This window comes from Rhizobium sp. 2MFCol3.1 (assembly GCF_000377565.1).
Classification (GTDB): domain Bacteria; phylum Pseudomonadota; class Alphaproteobacteria; order Rhizobiales; family Rhizobiaceae; genus Rhizobium.
The window spans coordinates 144,229-170,196 of the sequence record NZ_KB898357.1; the positions used below are offsets into that span (position 1 = coordinate 144,229).

Annotated in this window: 28 protein-coding genes, 1 tRNA gene and 1 pseudogene; 13 read left to right on the plus strand and 17 right to left on the minus strand. The window is 60.4% G+C overall.

What is annotated here, in order from left to right; all coding sequences use genetic code 11:
* The first annotated feature begins 14 nt into the window (after nucleotides 1-14).
* The 7 genes and pseudogenes from D460_RS0112025 to D460_RS32925 all read left to right on the plus strand — a co-directional run.
* The gene (locus D460_RS0112025) at nucleotides 15-446 is read left to right on the plus strand and encodes a TIGR02301 family protein (protein ID WP_026283058.1); all 432 of its coding nucleotides are present in this window, start codon (nucleotides 15-17) and stop codon (nucleotides 444-446) included.
* Nucleotides 447-546: 100 nt separating this feature from the next.
* A complete protein-coding gene (locus D460_RS0112030) occupies nucleotides 547-804 on the plus strand; it encodes a hypothetical protein (protein WP_018898795.1) in 258 nt (85 codons plus the stop codon).
* A 13-nt stretch (nucleotides 805-817) separates the two neighbouring features.
* The gene (locus D460_RS0112035) at nucleotides 818-1,555 is read left to right on the plus strand and encodes a hypothetical protein (RefSeq protein WP_018898796.1); all 738 of its coding nucleotides are present in this window, start codon (nucleotides 818-820) and stop codon (nucleotides 1,553-1,555) included.
* A gap of 60 nt (nucleotides 1,556-1,615) precedes the next feature.
* Complete coding sequence (locus D460_RS0112040) at nucleotides 1,616-2,452, plus strand: folate-binding protein YgfZ (RefSeq protein ID WP_018898797.1); 837 nt, start codon at nucleotides 1,616-1,618, stop codon at nucleotides 2,450-2,452.
* A 29-nt stretch (nucleotides 2,453-2,481) separates the two neighbouring features.
* Nucleotides 2,482-3,051 (plus strand): HD family hydrolase, encoded by a 570-nt coding sequence (locus D460_RS0112045; protein ID WP_051110794.1) that lies wholly within the window; start codon nucleotides 2,482-2,484, stop codon nucleotides 3,049-3,051.
* Entirely contained in the window at nucleotides 3,048-3,569 is a 522-nt protein-coding gene (locus D460_RS0112050) for a tyrosine phosphatase family protein (protein ID WP_018898799.1), read from the plus strand. Before D460_RS0112045 ends, D460_RS0112050 begins: the two co-directional genes overlap by 4 nt.
* Nucleotides 3,570-3,651: 82 nt before the next feature.
* A pseudogene (locus D460_RS32925) lies at nucleotides 3,652-4,443 on the plus strand (mechanosensitive ion channel domain-containing protein); the annotation flags it as partial.
* A gap of 71 nt (nucleotides 4,444-4,514) precedes the next feature.
* Here the strand turns inward: D460_RS32925 and D460_RS0112060 are convergent.
* A complete protein-coding gene (locus D460_RS0112060) occupies nucleotides 4,515-5,030 on the minus strand; it encodes a superoxide dismutase family protein (RefSeq protein ID WP_026283059.1) in 516 nt (171 codons plus the stop codon).
* A gap of 126 nt (nucleotides 5,031-5,156) precedes the next feature.
* Nucleotides 5,157-5,468, minus strand: a complete 312-nt coding sequence (locus tag D460_RS0112065; protein WP_026283060.1) for a hypothetical protein — start codon at nucleotides 5,466-5,468, stop codon at nucleotides 5,157-5,159.
* A 456-nt stretch (nucleotides 5,469-5,924) separates the two neighbouring features.
* Here D460_RS0112065 and D460_RS0112070 point away from each other — a divergent pair, with 456 nt between their 5' ends.
* The 3 genes from D460_RS0112070 to D460_RS0112080 all read left to right on the plus strand — a co-directional run bounded on the left by D460_RS0112070 (nucleotide 5,925) and on the right by D460_RS0112080 (nucleotide 9,375).
* Nucleotides 5,925-7,799, plus strand: a complete 1,875-nt coding sequence (locus D460_RS0112070) for an EAL domain-containing protein (protein WP_018898803.1) — start codon at nucleotides 5,925-5,927, stop codon at nucleotides 7,797-7,799.
* Nucleotides 7,800-7,865: 66 nt separating this feature from the next.
* Entirely contained in the window at nucleotides 7,866-8,510 is a 645-nt protein-coding gene (locus tag D460_RS0112075; protein WP_018898804.1) for an HD domain-containing protein, read from the plus strand.
* A gap of 10 nt (nucleotides 8,511-8,520) precedes the next feature.
* Nucleotides 8,521-9,375, plus strand: a complete 855-nt coding sequence (locus D460_RS0112080; RefSeq protein ID WP_018898805.1) for an MOSC domain-containing protein — start codon at nucleotides 8,521-8,523, stop codon at nucleotides 9,373-9,375.
* A gap of 8 nt (nucleotides 9,376-9,383) precedes the next feature.
* Here the strand turns inward: D460_RS0112080 and recO are convergent, their stop codons facing one another.
* The 11 genes from recO to rpoZ form a co-directional block, all read right to left on the minus strand.
* The gene (gene recO / locus D460_RS0112085; RefSeq protein WP_018898806.1) at nucleotides 9,384-10,124 is read right to left on the minus strand and encodes a DNA repair protein RecO; all 741 of its coding nucleotides are present in this window, start codon (nucleotides 10,122-10,124) and stop codon (nucleotides 9,384-9,386) included.
* A gap of 65 nt (nucleotides 10,125-10,189) precedes the next feature.
* Nucleotides 10,190-10,552, minus strand: coding sequence for a response regulator (locus tag D460_RS0112090; RefSeq protein ID WP_018898807.1), 363 nt, complete (start codon nucleotides 10,550-10,552; stop codon nucleotides 10,190-10,192).
* A 232-nt stretch (nucleotides 10,553-10,784) separates the two neighbouring features.
* Complete coding sequence (locus D460_RS0112095; protein WP_026283061.1) at nucleotides 10,785-11,537, minus strand: Crp/Fnr family transcriptional regulator; 753 nt, start codon at nucleotides 11,535-11,537, stop codon at nucleotides 10,785-10,787.
* A gap of 138 nt (nucleotides 11,538-11,675) precedes the next feature.
* Nucleotides 11,676-12,617 (minus strand): GTPase Era, encoded by a 942-nt coding sequence (gene era / locus D460_RS0112100; protein ID WP_018898809.1) that lies wholly within the window; start codon nucleotides 12,615-12,617, stop codon nucleotides 11,676-11,678.
* An 8-nt stretch (nucleotides 12,618-12,625) separates the two neighbouring features.
* On the minus strand, nucleotides 12,626-13,345 hold the full coding sequence (gene rnc, locus D460_RS0112105; protein ID WP_018898810.1) for a ribonuclease III: 720 nt from the start codon (nucleotides 13,343-13,345) through the stop codon (nucleotides 12,626-12,628).
* On the minus strand, nucleotides 13,342-14,085 hold the full coding sequence (gene lepB, locus D460_RS0112110) for a signal peptidase I (RefSeq protein WP_018898811.1): 744 nt from the start codon (nucleotides 14,083-14,085) through the stop codon (nucleotides 13,342-13,344). Before lepB ends, rnc begins: the two co-directional genes overlap by 4 nt.
* Before the next feature lie 128 nt (nucleotides 14,086-14,213).
* Nucleotides 14,214-14,618 (minus strand): holo-ACP synthase, encoded by a 405-nt coding sequence (acpS, locus tag D460_RS0112115; protein ID WP_018898812.1) that lies wholly within the window; start codon nucleotides 14,616-14,618, stop codon nucleotides 14,214-14,216.
* Complete coding sequence (locus tag D460_RS0112120) at nucleotides 14,615-15,205, minus strand: DUF2062 domain-containing protein (protein WP_026283062.1); 591 nt, start codon at nucleotides 15,203-15,205, stop codon at nucleotides 14,615-14,617. The genes acpS and D460_RS0112120 overlap by 4 nt, the downstream gene beginning before the upstream one ends.
* A gap of 136 nt (nucleotides 15,206-15,341) precedes the next feature.
* Nucleotides 15,342-15,491, minus strand: coding sequence for a DUF3563 family protein (locus D460_RS35040; protein WP_018898814.1), 150 nt, complete (start codon nucleotides 15,489-15,491; stop codon nucleotides 15,342-15,344).
* A gap of 181 nt (nucleotides 15,492-15,672) precedes the next feature.
* The gene (locus D460_RS0112130) at nucleotides 15,673-17,919 is read right to left on the minus strand and encodes a bifunctional (p)ppGpp synthetase/guanosine-3',5'-bis(diphosphate) 3'-pyrophosphohydrolase (RefSeq protein ID WP_018898815.1); all 2,247 of its coding nucleotides are present in this window, start codon (nucleotides 17,917-17,919) and stop codon (nucleotides 15,673-15,675) included.
* Nucleotides 17,920-18,019: 100 nt separating this feature from the next.
* Nucleotides 18,020-18,418 carry a DNA-directed RNA polymerase subunit omega gene (rpoZ, locus tag D460_RS0112135; RefSeq protein WP_018898816.1) on the minus strand — a complete coding sequence of 133 codons (399 nt, stop codon included), beginning with the start codon at nucleotides 18,416-18,418 and terminating at the stop codon, nucleotides 18,020-18,022.
* Between the two features lie 281 nt (nucleotides 18,419-18,699).
* Between rpoZ and D460_RS0112140 the strand changes: the two genes are divergently transcribed.
* Nucleotides 18,700-19,281: an NYN domain-containing protein gene (locus tag D460_RS0112140; RefSeq protein WP_018898817.1), complete on the plus strand. Its 582-nt coding sequence runs from the start codon at nucleotides 18,700-18,702 to the stop codon at nucleotides 19,279-19,281.
* A gap of 69 nt (nucleotides 19,282-19,350) precedes the next feature.
* On the opposite strand, the gene smpB is transcribed toward D460_RS0112140, so the two are convergent.
* Together smpB and dapA are read right to left on the minus strand one after the other, a co-directional pair.
* Nucleotides 19,351-19,830, minus strand: coding sequence for an SsrA-binding protein SmpB (smpB, locus tag D460_RS0112145; protein ID WP_018898818.1), 480 nt, complete (start codon nucleotides 19,828-19,830; stop codon nucleotides 19,351-19,353).
* 112 nt (nucleotides 19,831-19,942) lie between these two features.
* A complete protein-coding gene (gene dapA / locus D460_RS0112150; RefSeq protein ID WP_018898819.1) occupies nucleotides 19,943-20,827 on the minus strand; it encodes a 4-hydroxy-tetrahydrodipicolinate synthase in 885 nt (294 codons plus the stop codon).
* A 216-nt stretch (nucleotides 20,828-21,043) separates the two neighbouring features.
* Here dapA and D460_RS0112155 point away from each other — a divergent pair, with 216 nt between their 5' ends.
* Both D460_RS0112155 and D460_RS0112160 read left to right on the plus strand, forming a co-directional pair.
* Nucleotides 21,044-23,119: a lytic transglycosylase domain-containing protein gene (locus D460_RS0112155; RefSeq protein ID WP_018898820.1), complete on the plus strand. Its 2,076-nt coding sequence runs from the start codon at nucleotides 21,044-21,046 to the stop codon at nucleotides 23,117-23,119.
* 63 nt (nucleotides 23,120-23,182) lie between these two features.
* Nucleotides 23,183-24,076, plus strand: coding sequence for an alpha/beta hydrolase (locus D460_RS0112160; RefSeq protein ID WP_018898821.1), 894 nt, complete (start codon nucleotides 23,183-23,185; stop codon nucleotides 24,074-24,076).
* Nucleotides 24,077-24,182: 106 nt separating this feature from the next.
* Here D460_RS0112160 and D460_RS0112165 read toward each other — a convergent pair whose 3' ends face one another.
* Together D460_RS0112165 and D460_RS0112170 are read right to left on the minus strand one after the other, a co-directional pair.
* Nucleotides 24,183-25,223, minus strand: coding sequence for a porin (locus D460_RS0112165; protein ID WP_026283063.1), 1,041 nt, complete (start codon nucleotides 25,221-25,223; stop codon nucleotides 24,183-24,185).
* A 628-nt stretch (nucleotides 25,224-25,851) separates the two neighbouring features.
* Nucleotides 25,852-25,941, minus strand: a tRNA-Ser gene (locus tag D460_RS0112170).
* Between the last annotated feature and the right edge of the window lie 27 nt (nucleotides 25,942-25,968).

Sequence of the window (25,968 nt, forward strand, 5' to 3'; positions counted from 1 at the left end):
TGTCCAATACGCACATGATTCCCCTTCGCTGCGTTTTGTTGTGTGTTGTTCTTGGCGTCTCCACGGCGATACCGACATTTGTCTCGGCGCAGGGGCCGACAGCGGTTGCGCCGGATGAACCGGTCGCGCCGAAGGATGTTACCGTTCCCTATGACGACAAGCTTGGCCGGTTGGCCGAGGTGCTCGGGTCGGTGCATTATCTGAGAACGCTCTGCAAGGCTCAGAACGGCGAGGAATGGCGGGCGCGAATGCAGCAACTCCTTGATTCTGAAGCGAAAGATGAGCCCTCAAGGAAAGAGAAACTGACGGCGGCGTTCAATCGCGGATACCGCGCCTTTGCCTCCGTTTATACTGATTGCACACCGGCGGCGATCATGGCAGAAGAACGCTACCGTAACGAAGGCGCAACACTCGCCACGGAAATTACGTCGCGCTTTGGAAATTAACGATAAATTAACCTCTTTTTACAGGGGGACGTGTCGTTTTGGGAAAAGGCTGATAGTGTTGTTAACCAGACAGTAAGGCATGCAGTTCGAGGAAAAGCTAATGGAACCGAGCCTCAACGACATCGACGACATGATCGTCCACGAAAAGATGCAGGCGGCGCTGGAGTACCATAACGAAGCCTGGGCCGACGGCATGGCCGACGGTATCGAACCCGAGATCATCGCCGACACGGCGATCATTCACGCGCTTCGCGAAACCATTCGCCTGCACGGCGAAAAGAACGCGGAAGCCTTGCTGGAATCGTTGCGAGAACGCATGCTGGCCGGTGAGTTTTCTCCGACCCGCACCCTGCAATAACACAGAGAGTTCCATGCGCACCGATATGAACAATGCTTCGCGGCCCGCGATCGCGCCGCTTTTGCTTGCAATCAGCCTCGGTGCCAGCAGCCTGATGAGCGCCCCATCGGCGTTTGCGCTGTCAGAGCTGCAAAAGACCCCCACCGCTTCCGACGGCACATCAACCGACAAGCCACCGAGCGCGCCCGACGCATCGTCAGGCGTGCCCGCGCCGGGCCCCGTCATCAGCAAGCCGGCTGGCCAGAGCCCGGATACGACGCCTGGCGCGCAGGATAGCTCGAAGCCGGTCGAGGTTCTCTACGACATCAGCAAGGTGCCGGAACCGGTTCGCCACATGCGCGAGCAGATCGTCGAAGCCGCCGCCTCCGGCGATCTGGAGCGGCTGCGGCCGCTGTTCGGCACTGGCGCGACACAGACGCAGGTGAGCGTCGGCGAGGCAACCGACGATCCGATCGGCGCGCTCAAGGATCTCTCCGGCGACCCCGATGGCGACGAAATCCTGGCGATCATTCTCGACATCATCTCGACGGGCTTCGTCCATGTCGGACAAGGCACCCCAGATGAGATGTATGTCTGGCCGTATTTCGCCGAGAAAGACCTGAAGAAGCTGACGCCGCCAGAGCGCGTCGAGCTCTTGCGCATCGTCACCGCCGGCGATCTCGCCGACATGCAGGAATTCGGCGGCTACAATTTCTATCGCCTCGGCATCACCGCCGACGGCAAATGGAAGTTCTTCACCGCCGGCGACTGATGCTTGCGATCCCCGCTCCGACGACATACTTCTGAGCGATAACAACGCGACAGGTGCGCCATGCCAGCCGTATTTCTGAAAGACCGCGCGCTCATCCGGGTGAGCGGCGCCGAGGCTCAATCCTTTCTGCAGAACCTGATCACCACCGATATCGTGTCGCTGGATGCAGCCGAGGCACGCCCCGGCGCATTGCTGACGCCACAGGGCAAGATCCTGTTCGATTTCATGATCTGGCGTGATGGCGACGACTTCATCATCGAGACCGACGAGAGCCAGCGCGAGGCACTGACGAAGCGGCTGACGATGTACAAGCTGCGCGCGGCCGTTGCGCTTGCAGCCGAGGGCAATGGCGTGACCGTCTCCTGGGATGACGCTTCGAGTGAGGGCTTCAGGGACAGCCGATTCGCCAAGGCGGGCATCGACGTTTTCCGCCGCCCGGGCGAGCACGGCAGCGACGATGTCGCGCTTTACGACGCGCTGCGCGTAACCCACGGTGTTGCCGTTTCCGGATCAGACTACGCGCTTCAGGATGCTTTTCCGCATGACGTGCTGATGGACCTGAACGGCGGGCTCTCGTTCAAGAAGGGATGCTATGTCGGCCAGGAGGTGGTTTCGCGCATGCAGCACCGGGGAACGGCGCGTCGTCGCGTCGTAACCGTCAGCAGCACGGAGCCGCTCCCCGCCTCCGGCACGGACATCACCGCCAACGGCAAGCCTGTTGGTACGCTCGGCTCGGTCACAGGACATAGCGGACTGGCTATCGTCCGAATCGATCGCGCCGGTGAGGCAATGTCTTGTGGCACGCCGCTGCTTGCCGGCGACGTCACCGTGACGGTTGCGCTGCCCGCATGGTCCGCCCTCGTCTTTCCGGCCGCGTCCGATGAGGCCAGCGCTTGACGACGAAGGCTCCCCGCGCCTGGCAGCGCATGCTTTCCGGGCGCAGGCTCGATCTGCTCGACCCCTCGCCGCTCGATGTCGAGGTGAGCGATATCGCCCACGGCCTGGCGCGCGTTGCCCGCTGGAACGGGCAGACATCGGGCGATCACGCCTTTTCGGTCGCACAGCACAGTCTCGTTGTCGAGGACATCTTTCGGCGGCTGAACGAGGCGACGCCGGACCAGTGCCTGATGGCGCTGCTTCATGATGCGCCCGAATACGTCATCGGCGACATGATCTCGCCTTTCAAATCCGTGGTCGGCGGCGGCTACAAGACCGTCGAGAAGCGGCTCGAAGCGGCGATCCACCTGCGGTTCGGCCTGCCGCCGCATGCGTCCCGCGATCTCAAGGACAACATCAAGAAGGCCGATACGATCGCGGCCTATTTCGAGGCTTCGCAGCTTGCCGGCTTCAGCACCAGCGAGGCGCAAAAACTTTTCGGCCAGCCGCGCGGAATCACCAAGGATATGCTCTTGCTGACACCGCTGCCGGCGATCGAGGCGCAGCGGCTGTTTTGCGAGCGCTTCGCCGTGATCGACGGCCTGCGGGGCAAGCCATGACATCGATTGTCGTGACCCCGCTTGCGCGCATCGCCGAAATGGCCGTGCGGCACCGCGCCCGCGAGATGATCAGCCTGATGGCGAAGGAGCAGAGCTTCCATCGCCCGGCGGTCATCCAGGCGCACCGGCATCTGCTGCTCTACATGAACGACATCGCCTTCAAGGGCACGGGCAATCTCGTGGCGCCCGATGACACGCATGTCCGGGAGATTATCGACTTCGCCGCTGAGTGGGATCAGACGGCGCCGCTCATCGTTCACTGCTGGATGGGCGTCTCGCGCTCGCCGGCTGCGGCGGTGATCGCGGCCCTGTCGCTGAGGCCGGACCAGAGCGAAGAGGTATTGGCGCAACGGCTGCGTACGGCATCCCCCTATGCCACGCCGAACATGCGGATCATCGAGATCGGTGACCAACTGCTTGGCCGTGATGGACGGCTGGTCAAGGCGATCAAAGCGATCGGCCGTGGCGCCGATGCCGATGGAAACGCGCCGTTCGTGCTTGCGCTTGACGAAGCGTGACTGACTTAAACGGTTGACGCGCCTGCCTTCTGTCCCATCTACGCAGGTCAACCGATAATCATTTCAGATATTTGGCGAGATCATGGAACAACAGGCAACCGACGTAATCGTGGCAACCCGAACGGCTCTGAGCCAGGCGAGCGCGCTTGCGGTCCAATATTCTTTCTCCATCCTCGGCGCGCTGATCCTGCTGGTCTTGGGCTGGTTGATGGCGAGCTTCGTCAGCCGCTGGGCGTTCGAGGGGATTTCGCGAGTGCGTGGGATCGACGAGACGCTGGCGCGCTTCTTCACCAATGTCCTGCACTACGCGCTGCTGATTCTTGTCTTCATCACCGTGCTCGGGCAGTTCGGCGTGCAGACGGCCTCGATCATCGCGGCTCTTGGTGCTGCAGGCTTGGCTATTGGTTTGGCATTGCAGGGTACGCTGCAGAATATCGCAGCCGGCATCATGCTTTTGATCCTTCGGCCTTTCCGGGTGGGCGAATATATCGCGACCGGCAGCGTCGCCGGTACGGTGCGTGAGATCGGGCTGTTCGCGACCGAGTTCCGCACCGCCGACGGGCTTTATCTGCTGGCGCCGAATTCGACGCTCTGGAATACGCCGATCACCAATTACAGCCGCGAGAAGACGCGCAAGAACGACCTTACCATCAATGTGCGGGCCGGCGACGATGTCGATCTGGCGATGAAGGTGCTGACGGATATCGCCAAGGCCGATTCGCGGGTGGAGACGTCACCGCAGCCGAAGACCTATATCGACGCGGTGACGTCGGACAAGATCACGCTGACGCTGCGCTACTGGGCGAAGACCGGCGAATGGGACGATGCGCGCCGCGAGATTCTCGGCCGGGTGAAGGCGAGCTTCGACGAGAAGGGCCTGCCGATTCTTTAAGAGGCGCCGCCAGGTTGGCGACCACCTCTAACTCTGCCATCGCAGGGTGAGTGCTACTTGATGACGGCGCAGGCAAGCCTAGCGCCGGCATCGCCGGCGGGCTGGCTGCGGTAGTCATCGGAATTTTCGTGGATCATCAGGGCGCGGCCGCGTATGCCGTTCTCCTTGCCATCCAGCGTCACCATCCCATCGAAGACCTGCGCTCTCAGCACACCGTCCTGCCCGACATACTGGTTCGGCATATCGCCGGCATGCGGACCCTTGGCGGCGAGCAGACCGTGCTCGGCCTTGGTTGGGTTGAAGTGTTTCCCGGCCGATTCGTGATGGCTGGCGGCGTCGCATTTGCCGGTTTCGTGGACGTGGAATGCGACCCACTTGTTGGCCGGCAGGCCGGACACTTCAAGCTCGATCAAGACGCCACCGGCAGCCGCGGCCGTCAATGTGGCGCGGCCATCGTCCTTGCCATCGGCGCCGACGAAATTCGCCTGCGCGGTCTGTTTGTCCTGCGCGACGGCAACGGTCGCCAAGGCCGCGACGGTCGCGAATGCTAGAGATAAAAGCCGTTTCATGCTGTTTCCCTCCTCTGAGCCCTCTTTCAGAAACGCGTGCGGCGTGCCGGTGTTCCCAGCATAGAGCGCAAAGAAAAAGCCGACCAACCGGCCGGCTTCTTCTTTGATCAATTCATGAGCGAGCGATCAGGACGCGATGTCGAGATCGTACTGGCCATAGGTGTTCTTGTAGAGAACGTTGGCCGAATTTGCCTGACCGTCGAGACCGGAGCTCAAAGCGCCGGTCTGACGTGCGCTCATCATGAATGCAAGCACGCCATTCGACAGCTTGGGGGCTTCCTGGGCGCCATGAGACTGGCTTGCAACGGACAAAATCCCCGGCTTTTCATCAGCCGCACGCTCGCTACGGCTCAACACGCCGTCACCATTGGAATCTAATCTCGAAAGAGTACCGAGATACGCATAGGACGTATCAACTGCAGACGAAATACGGTTCATACAAACCTCCGTTCACCGCATTACCGATGATTGTTTGTACGCAATACGAATAGGGAAAAATCAGAACTAAGCCGGTGGATAAACTGATTTGCCAGGCCGGTCAATAACTTGTTAATGCCGCATTAACCATCATTGACAAAATGTGACCTTTTTGGCTGCTCGCGATTTTGGCGTGGCCAAAACACCCGCGCCGTGTCGTTTACAGGACAGAAAGCGCCGATAAATATAGCGCGATCCATATATCTTTTTTCGAGACAACCAAATATTAATGCGACCAAAGGATTATGTTGGTTAGATATATCACGCAAAATCAATCTTTGATTGCATTTTTCATTTTGCTTTAAACAGCTCAGGAATGTCTTCGCATGTCGCGTGTGCTGCACGGGATCTCAACATCCAGACACTCGGTTCGCTTCAGCCTGTTCCCGCGTTCTTGCGTGACGGAGAACAGCGGCCATGGAAGCTGAAGCGCTCTTCAGGCGCCAGTGCGCGGCATCCCTGAATGAGGACGGCTCGGCCGACGGGCAGCGCCTGATCAAGCTCGTTCTGGATACCTACCGCGAGCAGGCCGGCAGTATCAGCAGCCTGGAGCGCCACGCCAATCTGGCGATTGAGGAAAACGAGGCGCTTCAGGTCGTCCTCAACCAGGCGCACCGAGGCCTTGCCGAACAGAGCCGCCTTCTTGAAATCGTCCTCAATCACCTGCCGCTCGGCCTTTGCGTTTTCGATACCGACCAGAGGCTCATCGTCTCAAATATCCGCTTTCAGGAATTGTTCGGGCTGGATGCGGACGACACGCGTGCGGGGACATCGATCGGCTCACTGATCGCGAAGATCGACGGGATGGAGAAGCCAGACGTCAAAGCCGCCACCCGCGAGACGCGATCGGATGGCGGGCGTATAAGGCGCCGCGAGTGGGTGATGAACGACGGGCGCATCATTCAAAGCGTCGTTACCGTTCTTCCCGACGGCAGCAATATCTCCATTCACGCCGACATCACCGATGACCGGAAAGCAGCCGAGCGCATCGCCTTCCTGGCCCATCACGATCCCCTCACCGGCCTGCCCAACCGCATCCGCTTCCGGGACCAGCTGGACACCGCGCTTGCCGCGCGCAAGGCCGACGACCAGATCGCGCTCATCCACCTCAATCTCGATCGCTTCAAGTCGGTCAACAACACGCTCGGTGTTTCGGCCGGAGACAAGATCCTGCGGCAGGTGGCGGATCGCTTGCGCGCCCTGGCAGGCAGCAGCAATATTTTGGCGCGCCTGGGATCGGACGAGTTCGCCATTCTGCAATGCGGGCGAGAGCAGCCGTGGAATGTCATGGCGCTTGCCGACCAGATCAGACGCGAACTCTCGGAACCCTTCTTCCGCGGCGACAAGGCGGTCGAGCTCAGCGTCTCCATGGGCATCGCCATCTGCCCCAAGGATGGCACCGAGACGGAACTGCTTCTCAAACATGCCGGCGTGGCGCTGTCGCATGCCAAGAGCGGCGGGCGGCGCGGCGAGCGCTTCTTCACCTCGGAGATGGAAGCGCAGCTCGAAGCGCGCCACGCCCTCGAGGCAGATCTGCGCAGGGCCGTCCACAACGAGGAGTTCGAGGTCCACTACCAGCCGCTCTACGACATGACCGAACAGCGCATCTGCGGCTTCGAGGCCCTGCTTCGCTGGAACCATCCGACGCGCGGCCGCATCGCGCCACTTGAGTTCATTCCGCTGGCCGAGGAAGTCGGGCTTATCGTCGATATCGGCCGATGGGTGCTGAAACGCGCCTGCATGGACGCCGCGACATGGCCCACCGATATCAAGGTCGCGGTCAACGTCTCGGCCATCCAGTTCATCTCGGGCGATCTCGAAGACGACGTGTCCGCGGCGCTTGAGTTCTCGCAGCTCGCTCCTGGACGATTGGAGATCGAGATCACCGAGAGCGTTCTGATGGAAAACCGCGACGCCGCACTTCCGATCCTGCATGCTTTGAGGCAGCGCGGCATCCGCATCTCCATGGATGACTTCGGGACCGGCTATTCGTCGCTCAGCTATCTGAGCAGCTTTCCGTTCGACAAGATCAAGATCGACAAGTCTTTCGTCAACGACATCGTGGACAACAAGGAAGCCTTCGCGATCATGCGTGCGATCATTCTGCTTGGTGACGCGCTGGGCATGCGCGTCACCGTGGAAGGCGTGGAGTCGGAAGAGCAGCACGATCTGCTGGCGCAAGAGGCCTGCGACGAAATCCAGGGCTATCACATCAGTGCGCCCCGCCCTGCCTTCGATGTGCCGGCGCTGCTTGCACGGGTGCAGCGTGACGGCAAAGCCCAGGCGGTGTGACGGCGCATTGCGACTCATCACCGCCCGCTCTAAGAGAGGCGGTCTTCGTCTACTGCTGGTGCGCACATGAGAGAGGCTCAGGCCTTCCGTCCATACGAAACGCTTGCTGAAGCGCTTATTCCGCATTCGCACGAGGGCGACGATGGTTCGCATGATCTCGCGCATATCCTGCGCGTGTTCAAGAACGCCATGCGCATCCAGGCGAGCGAAGGCGGAGATGGCCGTATTCTTGCCGCCGCGGTCTTGCTGCATGATTGCGTGGCCGTGGAGAAGAGCTCGCCGCTCAGAGCCCAAGCATCCGCGCTTGCGGCGGACAAAGCCTCTGGGGTGCTGGCAGACCTTGGATGGTTGAAGGACGATATCGCCGCCGTCGCCCATGCGATCCTGACGCACAGCTTCTCGGCCAACATCGAGCCCGAGACACTGGAAGCGAAGATCCTGCAGGATGCAGACCGGCTGGATGCGATCGGCATGGTCGGCGCGGGCCGCTGCTTTTACATCGGCGGGCGCATGGCGTCATCGCTCTACGACCCGCTCGACCCGGCTGGAAACGATCGACCGCTTGACGACCGGCGTTATGTCATCGACCATTTCCAGACGAAACTGTTCAAGCTGGCCGATGGGTTCAAGACGGCCGCTGGCAGGGCGCTCGCGGCGGAGCGCGACAAGAGGCTGCGGGATTTTCTCAACGCCTTCATGGACGAAATCTAGGAGGACTTACATGCGCGTCAGCGATCTCTTCATCTATCCGCTCAAGAGCGCCCGTGGCATCGCGCTTCAAAGCACCGAGATCAACGCCTTCGGCCTGCCTGGCGACCGGCGCGCGATGCTTATCAATCCGGATGGGAGCTTCATCACCCAGCGCGAAATGACGGATCTGGCGCGGCTCGACGTCCGACAGGAAGCCACGGGCTTTCATCTCGGCATGAACGGGGAGACCCTGTTCGTCCCCCTGCCCGATGGTAACAAGCGCATCGATGTCTCGATCTGGAAGTCTATCGTCAACGCCGCGATCGCCGACGACCATTCCAATCAGGTGCTCTCGCGCTGGTTCGGCCGGGACCTGAAATTCGTGTTCTTCGACGGGGACGCCAATCGCATCGCGAGTCCGGAATGGGCGGGCGACGCTACGCCAGTGACATTTGCCGACGGATACCAGATCCTGGTGACCACGACGGGATCGCTGAAGGCGCTCAACGCCGATATCGAGGCGCATGGCGAAGGCAGCGTCGGGATGGAGCGGTTCCGGCCGAACATCGTCATCGACACGGACGAAGCCTGGCCGGAAGATCGCTGGGCGGCCATCGAGATCGGCGGCATCCGCTTCGATCTGGTGAAGCCGTGCGCGCGTTGCATCATGACCACGCAGGACCAGCAGACGGGATCGCGCGAGGTCGCGAACCCGATGCCGGCGATGGGCCGCATCCGCATGTCGGCAGACCGGCGTGTCCCCGGCCCGCTGTTCGGCTGGAACGTCACGCCACGCGCGGCTGGCGCTATCGCGATCGGCGATACGGTGAAGGTGCTCGACGAACGGCCTGATGGATGGGCATTCAAGCTGCGCAAGCGCGCCTGAACGGTGAGCTAAGCAGCGGCGGGCTTCAGCGCCTTTAGCGCGGCCTGCACGAAGCCCTCGCGGGCCGTAGACGGTTCCAGGCCACGCGGCTCGTAGACGTGGCGATGCAGGAAGAAGGCCGTCAGGCGAAATGCCTCGGACAGGCTGTCGAAATCGGCGGCCTGTCGCTTTTCCACGGATAGAAATGACGGCAAGGCGAACATTCTGTCCGCCCAAGGCGCACCGGCGTCGCGACTGACCGCGCGACCTGATTTCGGCGAGACATAGGCAAGATCGGCGCGGGTGCCGGTTGCTGCGCATTCGTTGAGGTCGAGACCGAAGCCGAGATCGTTGAGCACGGCGAGTTCGAAGCGAACGAACAATTCGCCCGCATCGGCCGGGTTATCGAGATTGTCGAGAATAACTTCCAGGGCTTCGAAGAGATGCGGATGCGGATCGCGCTCCGGCAGAAGCCTGAGCAAGGCGCCCATGGCCTGCACGCCATAAACCGCGGTCGCCGTTTCCATCAGCCGGGCGGCGCGCAGCGTGAGGGGCTCGATCTTGAACTCACCCATATGCTCATCAAGACGCGCACGCCAGGTGACCTCGACCTCATTGCCGGGCTGCAGCACCGGCTGCATGGCGCGCGAACGCCCAGATCGCACCATGCCCAGGTGACGGCCGCGATCCGGCGTCATCACCTCGGTGATCACGCTTGTCTCGCCATGGCGCCGAACGCCTAGAATGATTGCACGACCTTGCCACTGCATTACAAATCGACCTTCCGACCACGCGTTATCCTAGCGCATGGCGCAAGCCCTGTCATGAAAGCCGATCAAGCCTCGGAGGGGAAAAGTCGGCGCAGGAAGTCCCGCATCGCGTCTTCGTCGAACGGCTTGACGAGGAGCGGCCTGTTTTGCAGGTCTTCGGGGAAATCCAGCGTGTCGGAGTAGCCGCTGACGAAGCCGAAGGGGATTTCGGCGGCGACCAGCCGGCGGGCGAAATCGAAGCTCATGACCTCGCCGAGATTGACGTCAAGCAGGGCGAAATCATAGCTATCGGCCTGGATCGCCTCATTGGCCTGCTCGACGCTGTTGCAAATATCGATGGTCTCGACGCCGACGGCACGCAGAATGTCTTCCGCCTCCATCGCGATGATCAAGCTATCCTCGAGAACCAGAACACGTCTTGCGACCATGATCAGAAAGCCCTCTTCCGGGCGCCGCTATCGACGCACCATGTATCCCAAAATCGCATTTCTACCCCTGACAACCTACGGCCTCAGCCGAGAATTTCACGCCGCCTATGCTTGCATAGCCGCTTTTTCAGTCCCGGTCGATATTAGCGAATCTCGACACAAGAATGGCTCGTGCTGGACATTAGGGTCCGGCCCTGGAATTTGCATTTAAAAAAGACATAGATAGAACGCCTTAGAGGAAGGGGCGCACCCTTTCGTCGAGCCCATCCCACGCAGCAATTTTGGCGAGCGTTTCGCCATCCAGCACCTCGCAGGCGCGTTCCTGCCAGCGGATGAGATTGCGCGAAGCGAGCTTTTTCAAGGTCTTGTTGGTGTGCACGATCGAAAGGCCGAGCGTGTCGGCGATGTGCTGCTGGGTGATTGGGATGGCGCTGTGACCGTTGAAGAGATTGAGCTGCTTGCCGCGCTGATAGAGGAAGGCGATCAGGTAGGCGGCGCGCTCCAGCGCCGTTCGGCGGCCGATGCTCAAGAGGTGTTCGTCGAGGATCCGCTCTTCCTGCGCCGCCATCCAGGTGATGTCGAAGGCCAACGATGGATGCTTGTTGTAGAGCGTCATCAGCTTGTCGCGCTCGAAGACGCAGAGCGAAACCGGCGACAGCGCCTCGATCGAATGCTGCATCTCGCCCATGATGGTGCCCTGAAGGCCGATCAGATCGCCGGGCATGATGTAGTTCAGGATCTGGCGCCGGCCGTCTTCCAGCGTCTTGTAGCGAAAGCCCCAGCCGGACAGCACCGTGAATAGGTGGGCGCTGTGGGCGCCTTCGACCAGGATCGTGGCGCCTGCATCGGCCGCCAACTCGCCCTTCTTGAACTTGGAAATGAAGCCCAGCTCGTCGCCGGTGAATTCGCGGAAATGCGGCAGCGGCCGCAAGGGACACTGTTCGCAGGGTGTCTTGAACGAATGCGTCGGCCGTGATGTCGCCATGCGGATCCCATAATCCAGAAAAAGCGGCGCCCCGAAATCGAGACGCCGCTTTCTAAGAACTCATCACTTGCAACTTTGTTCCGTCGACCCTTGAATTTTTCCAAGGAAACGAAGGACTTGCGCCATAATTGGGGCCGCTTACTGGCGCGGGAATTCCAAGCCCATTTCGCGGAAGCGCTCGGGATCGTCGCCCCAGTTCTCGCGCACCTTCACAAAGAGGAAGAGGTGCACGGTCTGCTCGAGGATTTCCGACAGTTCCTTGCGCGATGCGGTGGAGATCGCCTTGATCGCTTCGCCATTCTTGCCGAGAGCGATCTTCTTCTGGCTATCGCGCTCGACGTAGATCACCTGTTCGATGCGAACGGAGCCATCCTTGCGCTCTTCCCACTTCTCCGTCTCGACGTGCGAGGCGTAGGGAAGCTCCTGATGCAGGCGCAGGAAAAGCTTCTCGCGGGTGATTTCGGCCGCCAGCTGACGCATGGGCAGATCGGAAATCTGGTCTTCCGGATAATACCAGGGGCCCTCGGGCAGCGTCTTGGCGAGATAATCCATGACGTCGTCACAGCCCGAACCGTTTTCAGCCGAGATCATGAAGGTCTGGTCGAAAGCGACGTATTCGTTGGCTGCAGAGGCCAGCGCCAGCAGATCCTCGCGCTTGACGCGGTCGATCTTGTTGAGAGCGAGGATCTTGCGCTGCGGCACATCCTTCAGGCTCTCGAGGATCTTCTCGGCATCGCCGCGCAGGCCACGCTCGCTGTCGATCAGGAGCATGATGATGTCGGCATCCTTGGCGCCGCCCCAGGCGGAGGTCACCATGGCGCGATCGAGCCGGCGGCGCGGCTTGAAGATGCCAGGCGTGTCCATGAAGACGATCTGCGCGTTGTCGTGGGTGGCGATGCCACGAATGACCGCGCGCGTCGTCTGCACCTTGTGGCTGACGATCGAGACCTTGGCGCCAACCAGGCGGTTCAGCAAGGTCGACTTGCCGGCATTGGTCGGCCCGATCAGGGCGACGAAGCCGGAATGCGTCGGGCCAGCGGGTTCAGCGGCGCTATCCGCGATGTCGTGTTCTTCGGTCATTGTTCCCGTCAATTTCCGGCAGACGATTTCTGCCAAATGCCTTCGCGTTCGAGCATTTTCGTTGCAGCCACCTGCTCGGCGGCTCGCTTGGAGCGCTCGACGCCCGTTTCCGGCTTCACGCCGGCGACTTCGACCGTCACCGTGAAGCGCGGATCATGATCCGGTCCGGTGCGTTCTTCAACCCGGTAGTTTGGCGTCACGCCGAATTTGGCATGCGACCATTCCTGCAGTTCGGTCTTGGCGTCGCGCCTCGCGCCATCGGCGCGCACCGCCCGCTTCTCCCAATACTTCACGATGAAGTGGCGCGCGACCTCAAGGCCGGCGTCGAGATAGATTGCGGCGATCAGGCTTTCGACGACGTCGGCGCGAACATTCATCATGCGCTTGCCGGTAAGCTTCTTAACGTCGGCACCGGTGCGAATGTAGAGATGCAGGCCAAGCTCGTCGGCGACTTCGGCGCAGGTATCGGCGCTGACCAGCTGGTTCAGGCGGACAGAGAGTTCGCCTTCCGTGGCAGTGCCGAAGGTCCTGAAAAGCATCTCGGCGACACACAGGCCAAGCACCCGGTCGCCAAGAAACTCAAGCCGTTCATAATTCGCACCCTTCTGAGTGCGGGCGCTTGCATGCGTCAGTGCACGGTCGAGGCGCTCCTTCTCGGCAAAGACATGGCCGATCAGCGCCTCGAGCTTTGTTCGGTCAGCCGCCGAAAGCGTCGGCGACTTGGTCATTCAACGCCCTTGAACAGTCGATCCCAACGCATGTTGGAAGGCCACTTCCAGATTTCGCGGAAGGAGGTGTCGTTGCCGAGCGAGAAGAAGATGACGCTGGCGCGGCCAACCAGATTTTCGGCCGGCACGAAACCGACGTCGAAGCGGCTGTCGAGCGAGTTGTCGCGATTGTCGCCCATCATGAAGTAATGACCTTCCGGAACGATGAACTCGCGGGTGTTGTCGCCGCGCGATACCGGAGACTGGTCTAGCGTGTCGTAGGTCACGCCGTTGTCGAGGGTTTCGCGGAACACCGGAACGTCCTGGCCCGGATCCTGCGCGTAATCGGAGTTGAACGTACCATCCGGCACCTTCGGAACAGCCTTGCCGTTCACGTAGAGCACGCCGTCCGTCACCTGGATGTGGTCGCCCGGGAGACCGACGAGGCGCTTGATGTAATCGACCTCAGGATTCGGCGGGAAGCGGAAGACGACGACGTCGCCGCGCTTCGGCTCGCTGGCGAAGATGCGGCCGCTGAACAGGTTCGGCGAGAACGGCAGCGAGTATTTCGAATAGCCGTAAGCGAACTTGTTGACGAAGATATAGTCGCCGACGAGCAGCGTCGGCATCATCGAGCCCGAGGGAATGGTGAATGGCTGGAACAGGATCGTGCGGATGACCATCGCCAAGACGAGTGCCTGGACGATGACCTTGATGTTCTCCCAGAGGGCGTTCGGCTTGGCTTGAACTTTTTCGGACACGCAGTTCTATTCCTTCAGAGCGCCAAAAGGGCGCAAGTCTTTAATCGGTTCTGTGTAGCGGCTTCGGCTGATTGCGGCAATGCCACCAACATTAAAAGCGGGACATGTAACAGTCTGTTGCTCAGCGGTCAGTCGCTCAGCGGCAGGGCCTCGATGATGACGAAGGCCTGAGCCAAGGGATAATCATCTGTAATTGTCAAATGGATGGCGGCGCGGTGCCCTGAGGGCAACATCTTCTGCAAAATCTCATCGGCGCCGCCGGTCAGTTTCATCGTCGGCTTGCCGCTCGGGAGATTGACGACGCCCATGTCCCTCCAGAAGACACCCTGGGCGATACCCGTTCCCAAAGCCTTGGAGCAGGCCTCCTTGGCAGCGAAGCGCTTGGCGTAGGAGGCAGCGCGGTTGGCGCGGCGGTCGGATTTCTGCTGTTCGATCTCGGTGAAGCAGCGATTGGTGAAGCGCTCGCCAAATCGCTCCAGCGACTTCTCCACGCGCCTGATATCGATGAGATCGCTGCCGATACCGATGATCATACTGTTTCCTCAAGCGAAACGGGCTCAGCGACACGCAGACGGGCACGCTCCAGCAGACGGGCACGGCGGCGCCCCTGGAAGCCCCTCACCGTGTAGAATGTCGCGAAATAGATGGCCACGGCGGTGACGGCTGCCGGCGGCAGTGAACCGATCAGCATCGGCTCCAACACCGGGCGCCAAAGCTCGCTGAAGTGCAGTTCGTGGAAAAGTGCGGGAAGATCGACCGCATTGCCCTGCATCGTGTCCTTGCGGCTAAGGAGCAGGTGCCCGATTTCCCAGGTCGTTCCCCAGATGAAAGGATAGGTCAGCGGATTGCCGAAGGCCGCGCAGCCAAGAGCGGCGGCGACCATATTGCCTGACAACAGATAGGTGATGACGAAGGCCATGATGAAATGGACGCCGATGAACGGGGTCCAGGACACGAAAATCCCGGCCGCGACGCCAACAGCCACCGCATGTGGCGATGCCCTAAGGCGAAGCACGCGCATCACGAGATAGCGCGGCGGCCTCAAGAATCCCTTTCGCGGCCAAAGCAGCTCACGCAGCTTTTCACGAAATCCAGCGGGTTTCCGACGACGAAATAACATGGCGCGTATGTAGTGCATGCCGCACAGGCCTGACAAGAGCGCCAGACCTCCTCAGTCGCTATTTGATGTGCGCCGACTGAGTATCTACCGGGGCGTAACTCAAACGCCCCTTCCCACTTGCAAATCCAGTAACCGATTAACGGCTACGGAAGAGACCACGGTCAACCTGACGCTGGCGGTATTCGAGATCGATACGGTCGAACGAGCCGTTCAGGTATGCGGTTTCGCGTTCTTCAGCGCTCGGAGCGCGCAGGGCACGAGCGAACTTCTTGATCGGTGTAAACATTTGGATGCCTCTTTCTTTCGGTCACTTGTTGATGACCAGAAGATAGGCGGTGCTGCGCGTTTTTACCAACGCTCTAACTCTCAGTCAGCCATGCGCCGAACGCATATCTAGCCCCTCATCTGCGACAATTTGACCATAAAACGATCACATATTGTGCAAACCAGGTGCAGATGCGCCCGCTTTACTCGTAAAGCCGACGCACGGTCGCAACGCAATCCAGCTCATTCAGCTGCGCAAGCAATTGATTCAACTGGCGAAGATCCCAAACCTCGACATCAAGCGCCATCTCCGTGAAGTCGGTCGCGACGCGAACCGTGTTGAAGACGCGGATGTTGACGTCGACATCGGCCACGGTGCGGGCGAGCTTTGCGAGCGTGCCGGGTTCGTTCAGCGCATTCACCAGTATGCGGGCCATGAAGCGCGACTTGTTGGCCTCATCGAGATCCCAACGCACGTCGATCCAGCGATCGGGCTGCTCGTCGAACCGCTGCAGCACGGGCGACTGGATCGGATAGATCGTGATGCCCTTGGCGTTCTCCGTCGTGTTGGTGATACCGACGATGCGGTCGCCGGGCACAGCGCCTGTCGGCGCGAACTGCACGTCGATATTGCTCGAGATACCACGGATCGGCACGGCCTCGGCATCGCCGAGCGCCTCAAGTCCATTTGGCGCATGCTCGGTTGCCTTGCCCTTATCCGGAATCTTGAAGATCATGCCGGTGGCGCTGCGAACATTGAACCAACCATCATCGCCCGAGGGCTTAGAGGTGATGCGCTCTTCCTGGTGATCGGGATAGACGGCGCGCAGTACGTCGAGCGACGACATTTCGCCGCGGCCGACCGAGGCAATCGCGTCCTCGACATCCTTCTGGCCGAGGCGGTGCAGCGCCGGCTTCATCGCCTCGCGGGAGAAAACCTTGCCGGCGCGATCGAAGGTGCGCTCGAGAATGCGGTGGCCGAGGCCGGCATATTGCTTGCGGATGGCCATGCGGGTGGCGCGGCGGATGGCGGCGCGCGCCTTGCCGGTCACAACGATCTCTTCCCAGGCCGCCGGCGGCACCTGCACGCCGGAGCGGATGATCTCGACCTCGTCGCCATTCGCAAGGCGGGTGACGAGCGGCATGATGCGGCCGTTGATCTTGGCGCCAACCGTGGTGTCGCCGATGTTTGTGTGCACCGCATAGGCGAAGTCGATCGGGGTCGCGCCGCGCGGAAGCGCAATCAGCTTTCCTTTCGGCGTGAAGCAGAAGACCTGGTCTTGGAACAGCTCGAGCTTGGTGTGCTCCAGAAACTCTTCCGGGCTATCACCTTCGGCCAGCGCCTCGATCGTGTGGCGGAGCCAGGAATAGGCGTTGGATTCGCGCGAGAGAATGTCGCCATCGGCATTGGTGGCGCCGTCCTTGTAAAGCGTGTGGGCGGCGATACCGAACTCGGCGATCTCGTGCATGCGCTTGGTGCGGATCTGCAGCTCGATGCGCTGGCTCGACGGGCCGACGATGGTGGTATGAAGCGAACGATAATCGTTCTGCTTTGGCGTCGAGATATAATCCTTGAAGCGGCCGGGGACGACGCGCCAGCGGGTATGGACGATGCCGAGACCACGGTAGCAGGACGGAATATCGTCGACGATGATGCGGAAGCCATAGACATCCGACAGCTGCTCGAAGGAGAGCGACTTCGACTGCATCTTGCGAAAGACGGAATAAGGCTTCTTCTGGCGCCCCTTGACGTAGGCGTTGGTCAGGCCGTTGGCGACAAGCAGGTCGCGCAGCTCGGTCTCGATCTTCTTGACCAGGCCCTCATTGCGCCGAGACAGCTCCTCGAGCCGCTTGGTGACCGTGTCGTAGGCCTCGGGGTTGATGTGGCGGAAGGACAGGTCCTCCAGCTCCTCGCGCATATCCTGCATACCCATGCGGCCGGCGAGCGGCGCGTAGATATCCATCGTCTCTTCGGAAATGCGGGCGCGCTTTTCCGGCGACATGTGGTCGAGGGTGCGCATGTTGTGCAGGCGGTCGGCCAGCTTGACCAAGAGGACGCGCACATCGTCGGAGATGGCAAGCAGCAGCTTGCGCAGGTTTTCGGCCTGCTTGGCCTTCTTGGTGACGAGATCGAGCTTCTTGATCTTCGTGAGACCCTCGACCAGGCGGCCGATGTCTTCGCCGAAGAGTTCATCGATCTCGGCGCGGGTCGCGGTCGTGTCTTCTATGGTGTCATGCAACAGAGCGACGGCGATCGTCGACTCGTCGAGATGCATGTCCGTGAGGATGGCGGCGACTTCGAGCGGGTGGGAGATATAGGGATCGCCGCTTGCCCGCTTCTGCTGCCCATGCTTCTGCATGGCATAGACATAGGCTTTGTTGAGCAGGGCTTCGTTGGCGTCGGGCTTGTATTTCTGAACCCGCTCCACGAGCTCGTACTGCCGCATCATGCCGAAACCACTCCATCACAAAAGAAAAGCGCGCCAATCACAGATTGGCGCACGTGATACTCAATCATATGCCGAAGCAATAATGGCGCAAGATTGACGATTAGTAATCGTCGCTCTTTTCCGGCGGCACGAGGCCCTCGATACCGGCCAGAAGCTCTTCTTCCGACATCTGGTCGAAGGTGATCGTCTCTGGAGCGTCTTCCTGCTCTTCGCCATCGGCAGCAGCCGCGGTGGTGATGAGGCTTGCCGGATCGGGCTCGGGCTCGTCGACTTCGACGTGCTTCTGCAGCGAATGGATCAGGTCTTCCTTCAGGTCGTCGGGAGACAGCATCTCGTCGGCGATCTCGCGAAGGGCGACGACCGGGTTCTTGTCGTTGTCGCGATCGATGGTGATCGAGGCGCCCTGGGAAATCAGCCGGGCACGGTGGCTGGCAAGCAGAACCAGCTCGAAGCGGTTCTCAACTTTGTCAATGCAATCTTCTACTGTGACACGGGCCATTGCCTGTCCTTTACGGTCGGGATCTCGGGATTAGCACGGCGATACAATTAAAAGCAGGCGAATTCAAGTTTTTAGTGAAGGAGCCGTTCGAGCCTGTGGGAACTTTCTAATTTTAGAGGTTTCCACTAAAAGTTGCTTGGAATATGCCGAATCCTGCCCTAAATCTGACTTATATGAATAGTTCATAAAGTAAGAATTGTTCTGAATTTTTCAGATAACCCATTGTTTTCATGGGCTATCTGCAGCCGCATATTAGATTACTCAAAGTGGATTGGTACGCGATGTTCGACCCGCGAGAAAAAATTGCACTTTTCATTGATGGCGCCAATCTCTACGCGGCGTCCAAGAGTCTCGGCTTTGATATCGACTACAGAAAACTTCTGAAAGCCTTCCAGAAGCGCGGATATCTGCTGCGCGCCTATTATTACACGGCCCTGATCGAGGACCAGGAATATTCCTCGATCCGCCCGCTGATCGACTGGCTGGATTACAACGGCTACAAGGTCGTGACCAAGCCGGCCAAGGAATTCACCGACTCCATGGGCCGCCGCAAGATCAAGGGCAACATGGATATCGAGCTCGCGATCGATGCCATGGAGCAATCGGAAACCGTCGATCACCTGGTGATCTTCTCCGGCGACGGCGATTTCACGACGCTGGTCGAGGCACTGCAGCGCAAGGGCCGGAAGGTCTCGATCATCTCGACGATGGCGACACAGCCGCCAATGATCGCCGACGATCTGCGCCGCCAGGCGGATCACTTCATCGACCTCTTGTCCCTGAAGAGCGAAATCGGCCGCGACCCATCCGAGCGCCCTGCCCGTCCGGTCGAGCCTGCGGCATCCAGCGACTTCGAAAGCTGACGCGAGCAACCAAAGCTCCAAAAGAAAACCGCGGCATTTGCCGCGGTTTTGATTCAGGCCGCTATTTGATCAGCCATTATCCTTGAGAAGCCGGCTCTTCTGCCGATTCCAATCGCGCTCTTTTTCAGACTCGCGCTTGTCGTGAAGCTTCTTGCCCTTGGCGAGCGCCAGTTCCATCTTCGCGCGGCCGCGATCGTTGAAATAGATCTTCAACGGGATGAGCGTCATGCCTTCGCGATTGATGCCTGCGCGCAGGCGGTTGATCTCGCGGCCCGAAAGCAAGAGCTTGCGGCGGCGGCGCGGCTCGTGGTTGAAGCGGTTGGCCTGCAGATATTCCGGAAGATAGGAATTGATCAGCCAGATCTCGCCGCCCTCGTCCGATGCGTAGGATTCGGCGATATTGGCCTTGCCCTCGCGCAGCGACTTGACCTCGGTGCCCATCAGCACCAAGCCAGCCTCGTAGGTATCGACGATCTCGTAGTTGTAGCGCGCCTTGCGGTTTTCGGCGACGATCTTCTTGACGACGCGCTGGCTGCCTTTGGGGGCCATGACAAATTCCAATTGCTCGGGGGCGCGATATCCGCGCCCGCACTTCTCGGCTCTATGTAGAGGCGCGGCCCATCTTTGTGAAGGCCGCGCGTTTTATCGGTTCAGCAGGCGATCAGTTCAGAAGGCCGGCGTGGCGCAGCGCCGCGTCGAGTGCCGCTTCCGTGCTTGCCTCCAGCGAGGAGACCAACGGCGAGCGGACCGCGCGGTTCATGCCGCGGATCTTCGAGAGGCCGTACTTGGCGCCACAGAGGCCCGGCTCCAGGAAGATCGCCTTGTGCAGCGGCATCAGGCGGTCCTGACATTCGAGCGCTTTCGCGAAATCGCCAGCCAGCGTCGCGGCCTGGAACTCGGCACAGAGGCGCGGGGCGACATTGGCGGTCACCGAAATGCAGCCGACGCCGCCATGGGCATTGAAGCCGAGCGCCGTTGCGTCTTCGCCGGAGAGCTGGCGGAAATCCTTGCCGCAGGTGATGCGCTGCTCGGATACGCGCTCGATTTTGCCGGTGGCATCCTTGACGCCGACGATGTTGCCGTATGTCTTCGCAAGGGCGCCCATGGTTTCCGGCGACATGTCGATGACCGAACGGCCCGGGATATTGTAGATGTAGATCGGCAGCTTGATGGCTTCCGCGACCGCTGCAAAATGGGCGTAGAGGCCCTTCTGCGTCGGCTTGTTGTAATAGGGCGTGACGACGAGAACCGCGTCGGCACCGGCCTTTTCGGCGTGCTGAGCGAGTTCGACGGCTTCGCGGGTGTTGTTGGAGCCGGCACCTGCCATGACGGGAACGCGCTTGGCGGCCGCCTCGATACAGAGTTCGACCACGCGTTTGTGTTCGGCATGCGACAGGGTCGGGGATTCGCCGGTCGTTCCGACTGGAACGAGACCGCTGCTGCCTTCCTTGATCTGCCAGTCGACATGGGCGGCGAAGGCCGCTTCATCCACAAGGCCAGCATCGGTGAAAGGCGTGACGAGTGCGGGAATGGATCCCTGGAACATGCAGAACTCCTTACGACCGCAATCCATGCTTCGGCCGCATTCCTTGAATACGAAGGAGCGCACCATAGTGCGGCAAAAAGGGTCCGACAAGCGTACAGAGCTTCGTTGCAACAAATTCCGATCGCAAATGTGAATGAAATTGAAGGGCTTCGGTAAGGTTTCGTTAATATGCGTCCCAGCAAATGTAGGGACGCGTTTCCATTGCGAGTATCCCTGATGAAGAGAGCTGTTCTGATCCTGTCCGCGCTCGGCCTGACGGCCGCCGCATGGGGCACATTTGCCGCGCAGCTCCCAGGCGAAGACGCGCCCGTTCCCGACGTCCGGCCGATCGGCTACATGCCGCAAACCTCGCTGCCGGAATCGATGACGACAGGCGCGATACCGCGAAGCCAGGCAATCGCCCCCGTCAACAGCGACCTGAAGAGCGGCCTCGATGCGCTTTCCGCCAAGGACCCGATGCAGGCGATTTCGATCCGCGACGGCATGGCGCAGGGCACGCTCGACCGGCACATTCTGACCTGGGCGATCGCCGTCTCCGGACAAAAGGGCGTACCCTCGGTCGAGATCGCTACCGCTGCCCAGGAATTGAAGGGCTGGCCCGGGCTCGCAAAGCTCAGGATATACTCCGAACGTGCGCTCTATGACGAAAACCCCTCGCCCTCGGCCGTTCTCGCGGCCTTCGGCGAAACCGCGCCGGAAACGACGTCAGGCGCGATGATCCTGTCGCGCGCGCTTGTCGCCACCGGCAAGCAGCAGCAGGCGGCGAAATATATGCGCAAGGTCTGGCGCGGCGAGACGCTGGACAAGGCGACGGAAGACAAGATCCTTGCCGAGTTCGCAGGCTTGCTCACCGTTGCCGACCACAAGGCGCGCATGGAATACCTGATGTATCGCAACCGCACGGCGCAGGCCAAGCGCTTCGGCGATCTCGGGCAGGCGCAATCGCTCTACAAGGCGTGGGAAGCCGTCGCCAACAAGGCGGCGAACGCGGGCGCGCTTCTTGCCGGTGTCGATGGCAAGTGGAACGGCGATCCCGGCTATCTCTTCGCGCGCATCGAATATCTGCGCAAGCAGGAGAAGTATCCGGAGGCCGCCAAGCTTCTGCAGCAGATGCCGCGCGACCGAGAGGAACTCGTCAACGCCGGCGAATGGTGGAATGAGCAGCGGATCGTCAGCCGTGGGCTGGTCGATCAGGGACAGTTCAAGATTGCATATGGCATCGTCTCGAAATACGCCGCGACGACGCCGACCGACATCGTCGAGGCAGAATTCCATGCCGGCTGGTACGCGCTGCGCGGGCTGCAGGACCCGACAACGGCCCAGACGCATTTCCGCAAGATCCTCGACTTCTCCAACGGCCCGATTTCCGTATCGCGCGCCTACTACTGGATGGGACGCTCGGCCGAGGCTGGCGGCGCCGGCAAGGCCGCCGAGTTCTACGCCAAGGCCGCGGGCTATCCGACCACCTTCTACGGCCAGCTTGCCGGCGAGAAGCTCGGCCGCAAGACGATCAATGTCAGCTACCCCTCGCCAAGCCCGGCAGATCGTCAGCGCTATCAGGCGCGCGAGGCCGTGCAGGCGATCGCCCGGCTCGACGCCGCCGGCCATGGCTGGCGGGCCAACGCGCTCTATCTGGCTCTCGGCGAACAGATGCAGAGCCCGGGCGAACTCGCCATCCTCTCCGCGCAGGCCGAGCGCTCCGGCGATCACCATCTGTCGCTGCAGATCGGCAAGAGCGCATATGCGCGCGGCGTCGATGTCGCGGCGCTGGCCTTCCCGATCGGCGTCATTCCCGGCACCGCCAACATCTCGGGCTCCGGCAAGGCGCTCGCTTATGCGATCGCCCGGCAGGAAAGCGCCTTCAATCCGACGGCGGTCTCCGTCGCCGACGCGCGCGGCCTGCTGCAGATCCTGCCCGGAACGGCGATGGCCGTCGCCAAGCGCCACAACATCGCCTATTCCAAGGACAAGCTGACCGCAGACGCCGGCTATAACGCGACGCTCGGCGCGCATTATCTCGGCGAACAGATCGACGCGTTCGGCGGCTCCTACATCATGACATTCATCGCCTACAATGCCGGACCTAAGCGTGTTCCGGAATGGATCGGCCGCTATGGCGATCCGCGCGGCAAATCGATCGACGCCGTCGTCGACTGGATCGAGCGCATCCCCTTCCCCGAGACACGCAACTATGTGCAGCGGGTGATGGAGAATTACGAGGTCTACAAGGCCCGCCTCGGCCAGCCCGCCAGCATTCAGCAGGACCTGATCGGTGGACGTAACGGGTCCTAAAAGCGGAGTTTGCCGGGCGGGACATCGGAGGTTAATCTCTTCTCGCCAAGGCGGGGAGAGACGATGGACGATACGAACAGCCAAGCCTTTCAGGATCGAACTTATGTTTCCAGTGATGGCCTGACGCTGCATCTGCGGGACTATGATCTGGGCCCTGAGGCAGCCGAAGACAGGCTGCCGGTGATCTGTCTCCCTGGGCTGACGCGAAATTCCCGCGACTTTCATCAGCTGGCTCTGATCCTTTCGCGGGATTCGGTTGCTTCAAGCCGCGTCATCGCGCTTGATTACCGAGGGCGCGGCCTCTCCGAGTGGGATGAGAACAAGGCCAACTACAATCTTGCCGTTGAAGCTCGTGACGTCATCGAAGCCTGCACATATCTCGACATCGACCGCGCCGCCTTCATCGGCACCTCGCGTGGCGGGCTGATCCTGCACCTGCTTGCCGGGATGAAGTCTGAGCTGATTGCGGCGGCCGTTCTCAACGATATCGGCCCGGTCATCGAGGCCGAGGGCTTGATGAAGATTCGCGATGACCTCAACGGCGCGCGGCTGCCACGCGATATGGAAGAAGCAGCGGCGTTGCTGAAGCAGCGGCAGGGCGCTGACTTCCCTACTCTTTCGGATGACGACTGGGCGGAGATGGCGACAGCGATCTATCGCGACATCGACGGTAAGCTGGTGCCTGATGTCGATCCAGCGATTGCCCAGCAGCTGTTGTCAGTCGACTTCACCAAACCGCTGAAAGATCTGTGGGAGCAATATGAGAGTTTCACGCCGATACCTTTGATGGTTGTTCGCGGGGAGAATTCGGCGTTGCTCACAGAGAACACGCTAACTGCGATGGCCGATAGACACTCCGGTCTCAAGATCGTGCGAGTTCCCCACCAAGGCCACCCGCCGCTGCTGCATCTGCAGCCTTCGCTCCGGAATATCCGGGCTTTTCTCACGGTAGCTTAGCGTGCTCAGATCACGAGCTTTCCAGTACAATTTTCACTCCTCTAGAATGAAAAAAGCCCGGTTCTTTCGAACCGGGCTTGCCTGATTAGACCGAAGTCAGATCAGATTAGAATGCACGCTGCAGGCGGAAGTAGCCAGACCAGGTGTTGTCGTCAACAGCAACCGTACGGTCCTGCCACTGTACCGAAGCCTTGGCGTAGAAGTTTTCTACGATCTGGTAGTCAAGCGTTACGCCAGCCTTCCAGATGTCAACGTCGGTGAAGTCGGTAACCGTGGAGATCGTGCCAACCTGGCCGCCGTTCTTCGCGTTAGCGAAGTACTGAACAGCAGGGGTGATCTTGAACTTGTCGGTTGCCTGAATTGCGTATTCAGCAGCAACAGTCCATTCAGACTCTTCGAAGTAGGCGTTCGGGCCAGAAGCCCAAGCAGCTGCGAGGCCGAGGGTACCCGGACCGATTGCAACGGTGCCCATACCGCGGATCGCGCCTTCAGACGTGTCCGTGTCGTAGCCGCCGATCAGCTGGTAGCTGAATGCGCCAGCCTTGCCACCGATGCCAGCAGCGATACCGACGTTGTTAGCCGATTCGCCGAGACCCGTGTGGATCGAGTCTTCCAGTTCGTCAACCGAGATACCAGCGTAGAAGTCGCCGGACTCGTACTGATAACGGATCGAGTTATGCAGCGTGGAGTTCGAAGCGAGCGAGTCGGTTTCGCCAGAGAGGCCGTCGTCCCACCAGCTGTAGAACAGACCAGCGCGGAAGCCGGCGATGTCGATGTAAGCCGAGTCGAGGTACGAAGACTGGCTCGAAGCGTTGTCAGCGTCCGTCTGGAGAACGATTACGCCGGTGAGCGGGCCGTATTCGGTGTCGCTCTTAGCCGTGAACTGAACGTTACCACGAGTGAACGAGTCCCAGTCAGACGTGCCCGACGCATCGCGGCCAGCGTTAACCTGGAAACGGATGTAACCTTCGATCTTCAGGCAGGTTTCCGTGCCCGGGATGTAGAAGTAGCCGGTGCCGTATGCGTCGCAAACGCGAACGTATTCTACTGCTTCCGGTTCAGCTGCAACAATCGCGTCAGCAGCCTGAGCGCCGGATACAACTGCCAGGGCAGCTGCGGAGCCGAGAAGTAGGCTCTTGATGTTCATATTGACCTCCAATTCAAAGTTTCAATCGGATCCGGGTTTTCGCCGTTTTGGCAGCGTTCCCTGCCCCGTCACCGTGTTTCAAGAAGTCGGACGATCAACCGCCCTCGCTTCCGAAGTTGAAAATACAAGACCCGGCCTGTCGCGCAATCACCAACTTGTGCGATTGGGGGATTTGCGACAGCCTTCCGTATGCGCTGTTGCTGAAAGGTCACAAATACGACATGCGGCCATTCCGTTTCTTTATACTTCGTTAAGAAAGCCCTGGTTTTGCGGGGGGTTAGTGCCAAGCGACAGCACGGCGGAACCCGGCGATGTGCCACATTGGTACCGTTTTCCGGCCAGATTCGGCGGGATAGCCAGGGATTTTAGCAGGCGAACAAATAAGCCGCGTGACAGATCGACGAATACGGCTGGTGGAATCGCTTGTGAAGCATCGGATGATTCTCAAAGCGATTCTACGCGGCGCTGTCATCGTCGTGTCATGTCGATGATGACAAGGTCCGCCGCGCGCAAAGACACGCTCGCATGAACACATATGTTCGATGCAAAATTCACTGAAATGTCTGTTAGGAAAATCCGCTGATCTAGGGAGCGGCAACCGGGTGTCCGGGTCGGACAACTGGGATGATGGCGGAGAAGATGGGATTCGAACCCACGATACCCTTCCGGGTATACTCCCTTAGCAGGGGAGCGCCTTCGACCACTCGGCCACCTCTCCGGTCGAGAGCCTGATAGAGTCATTCGC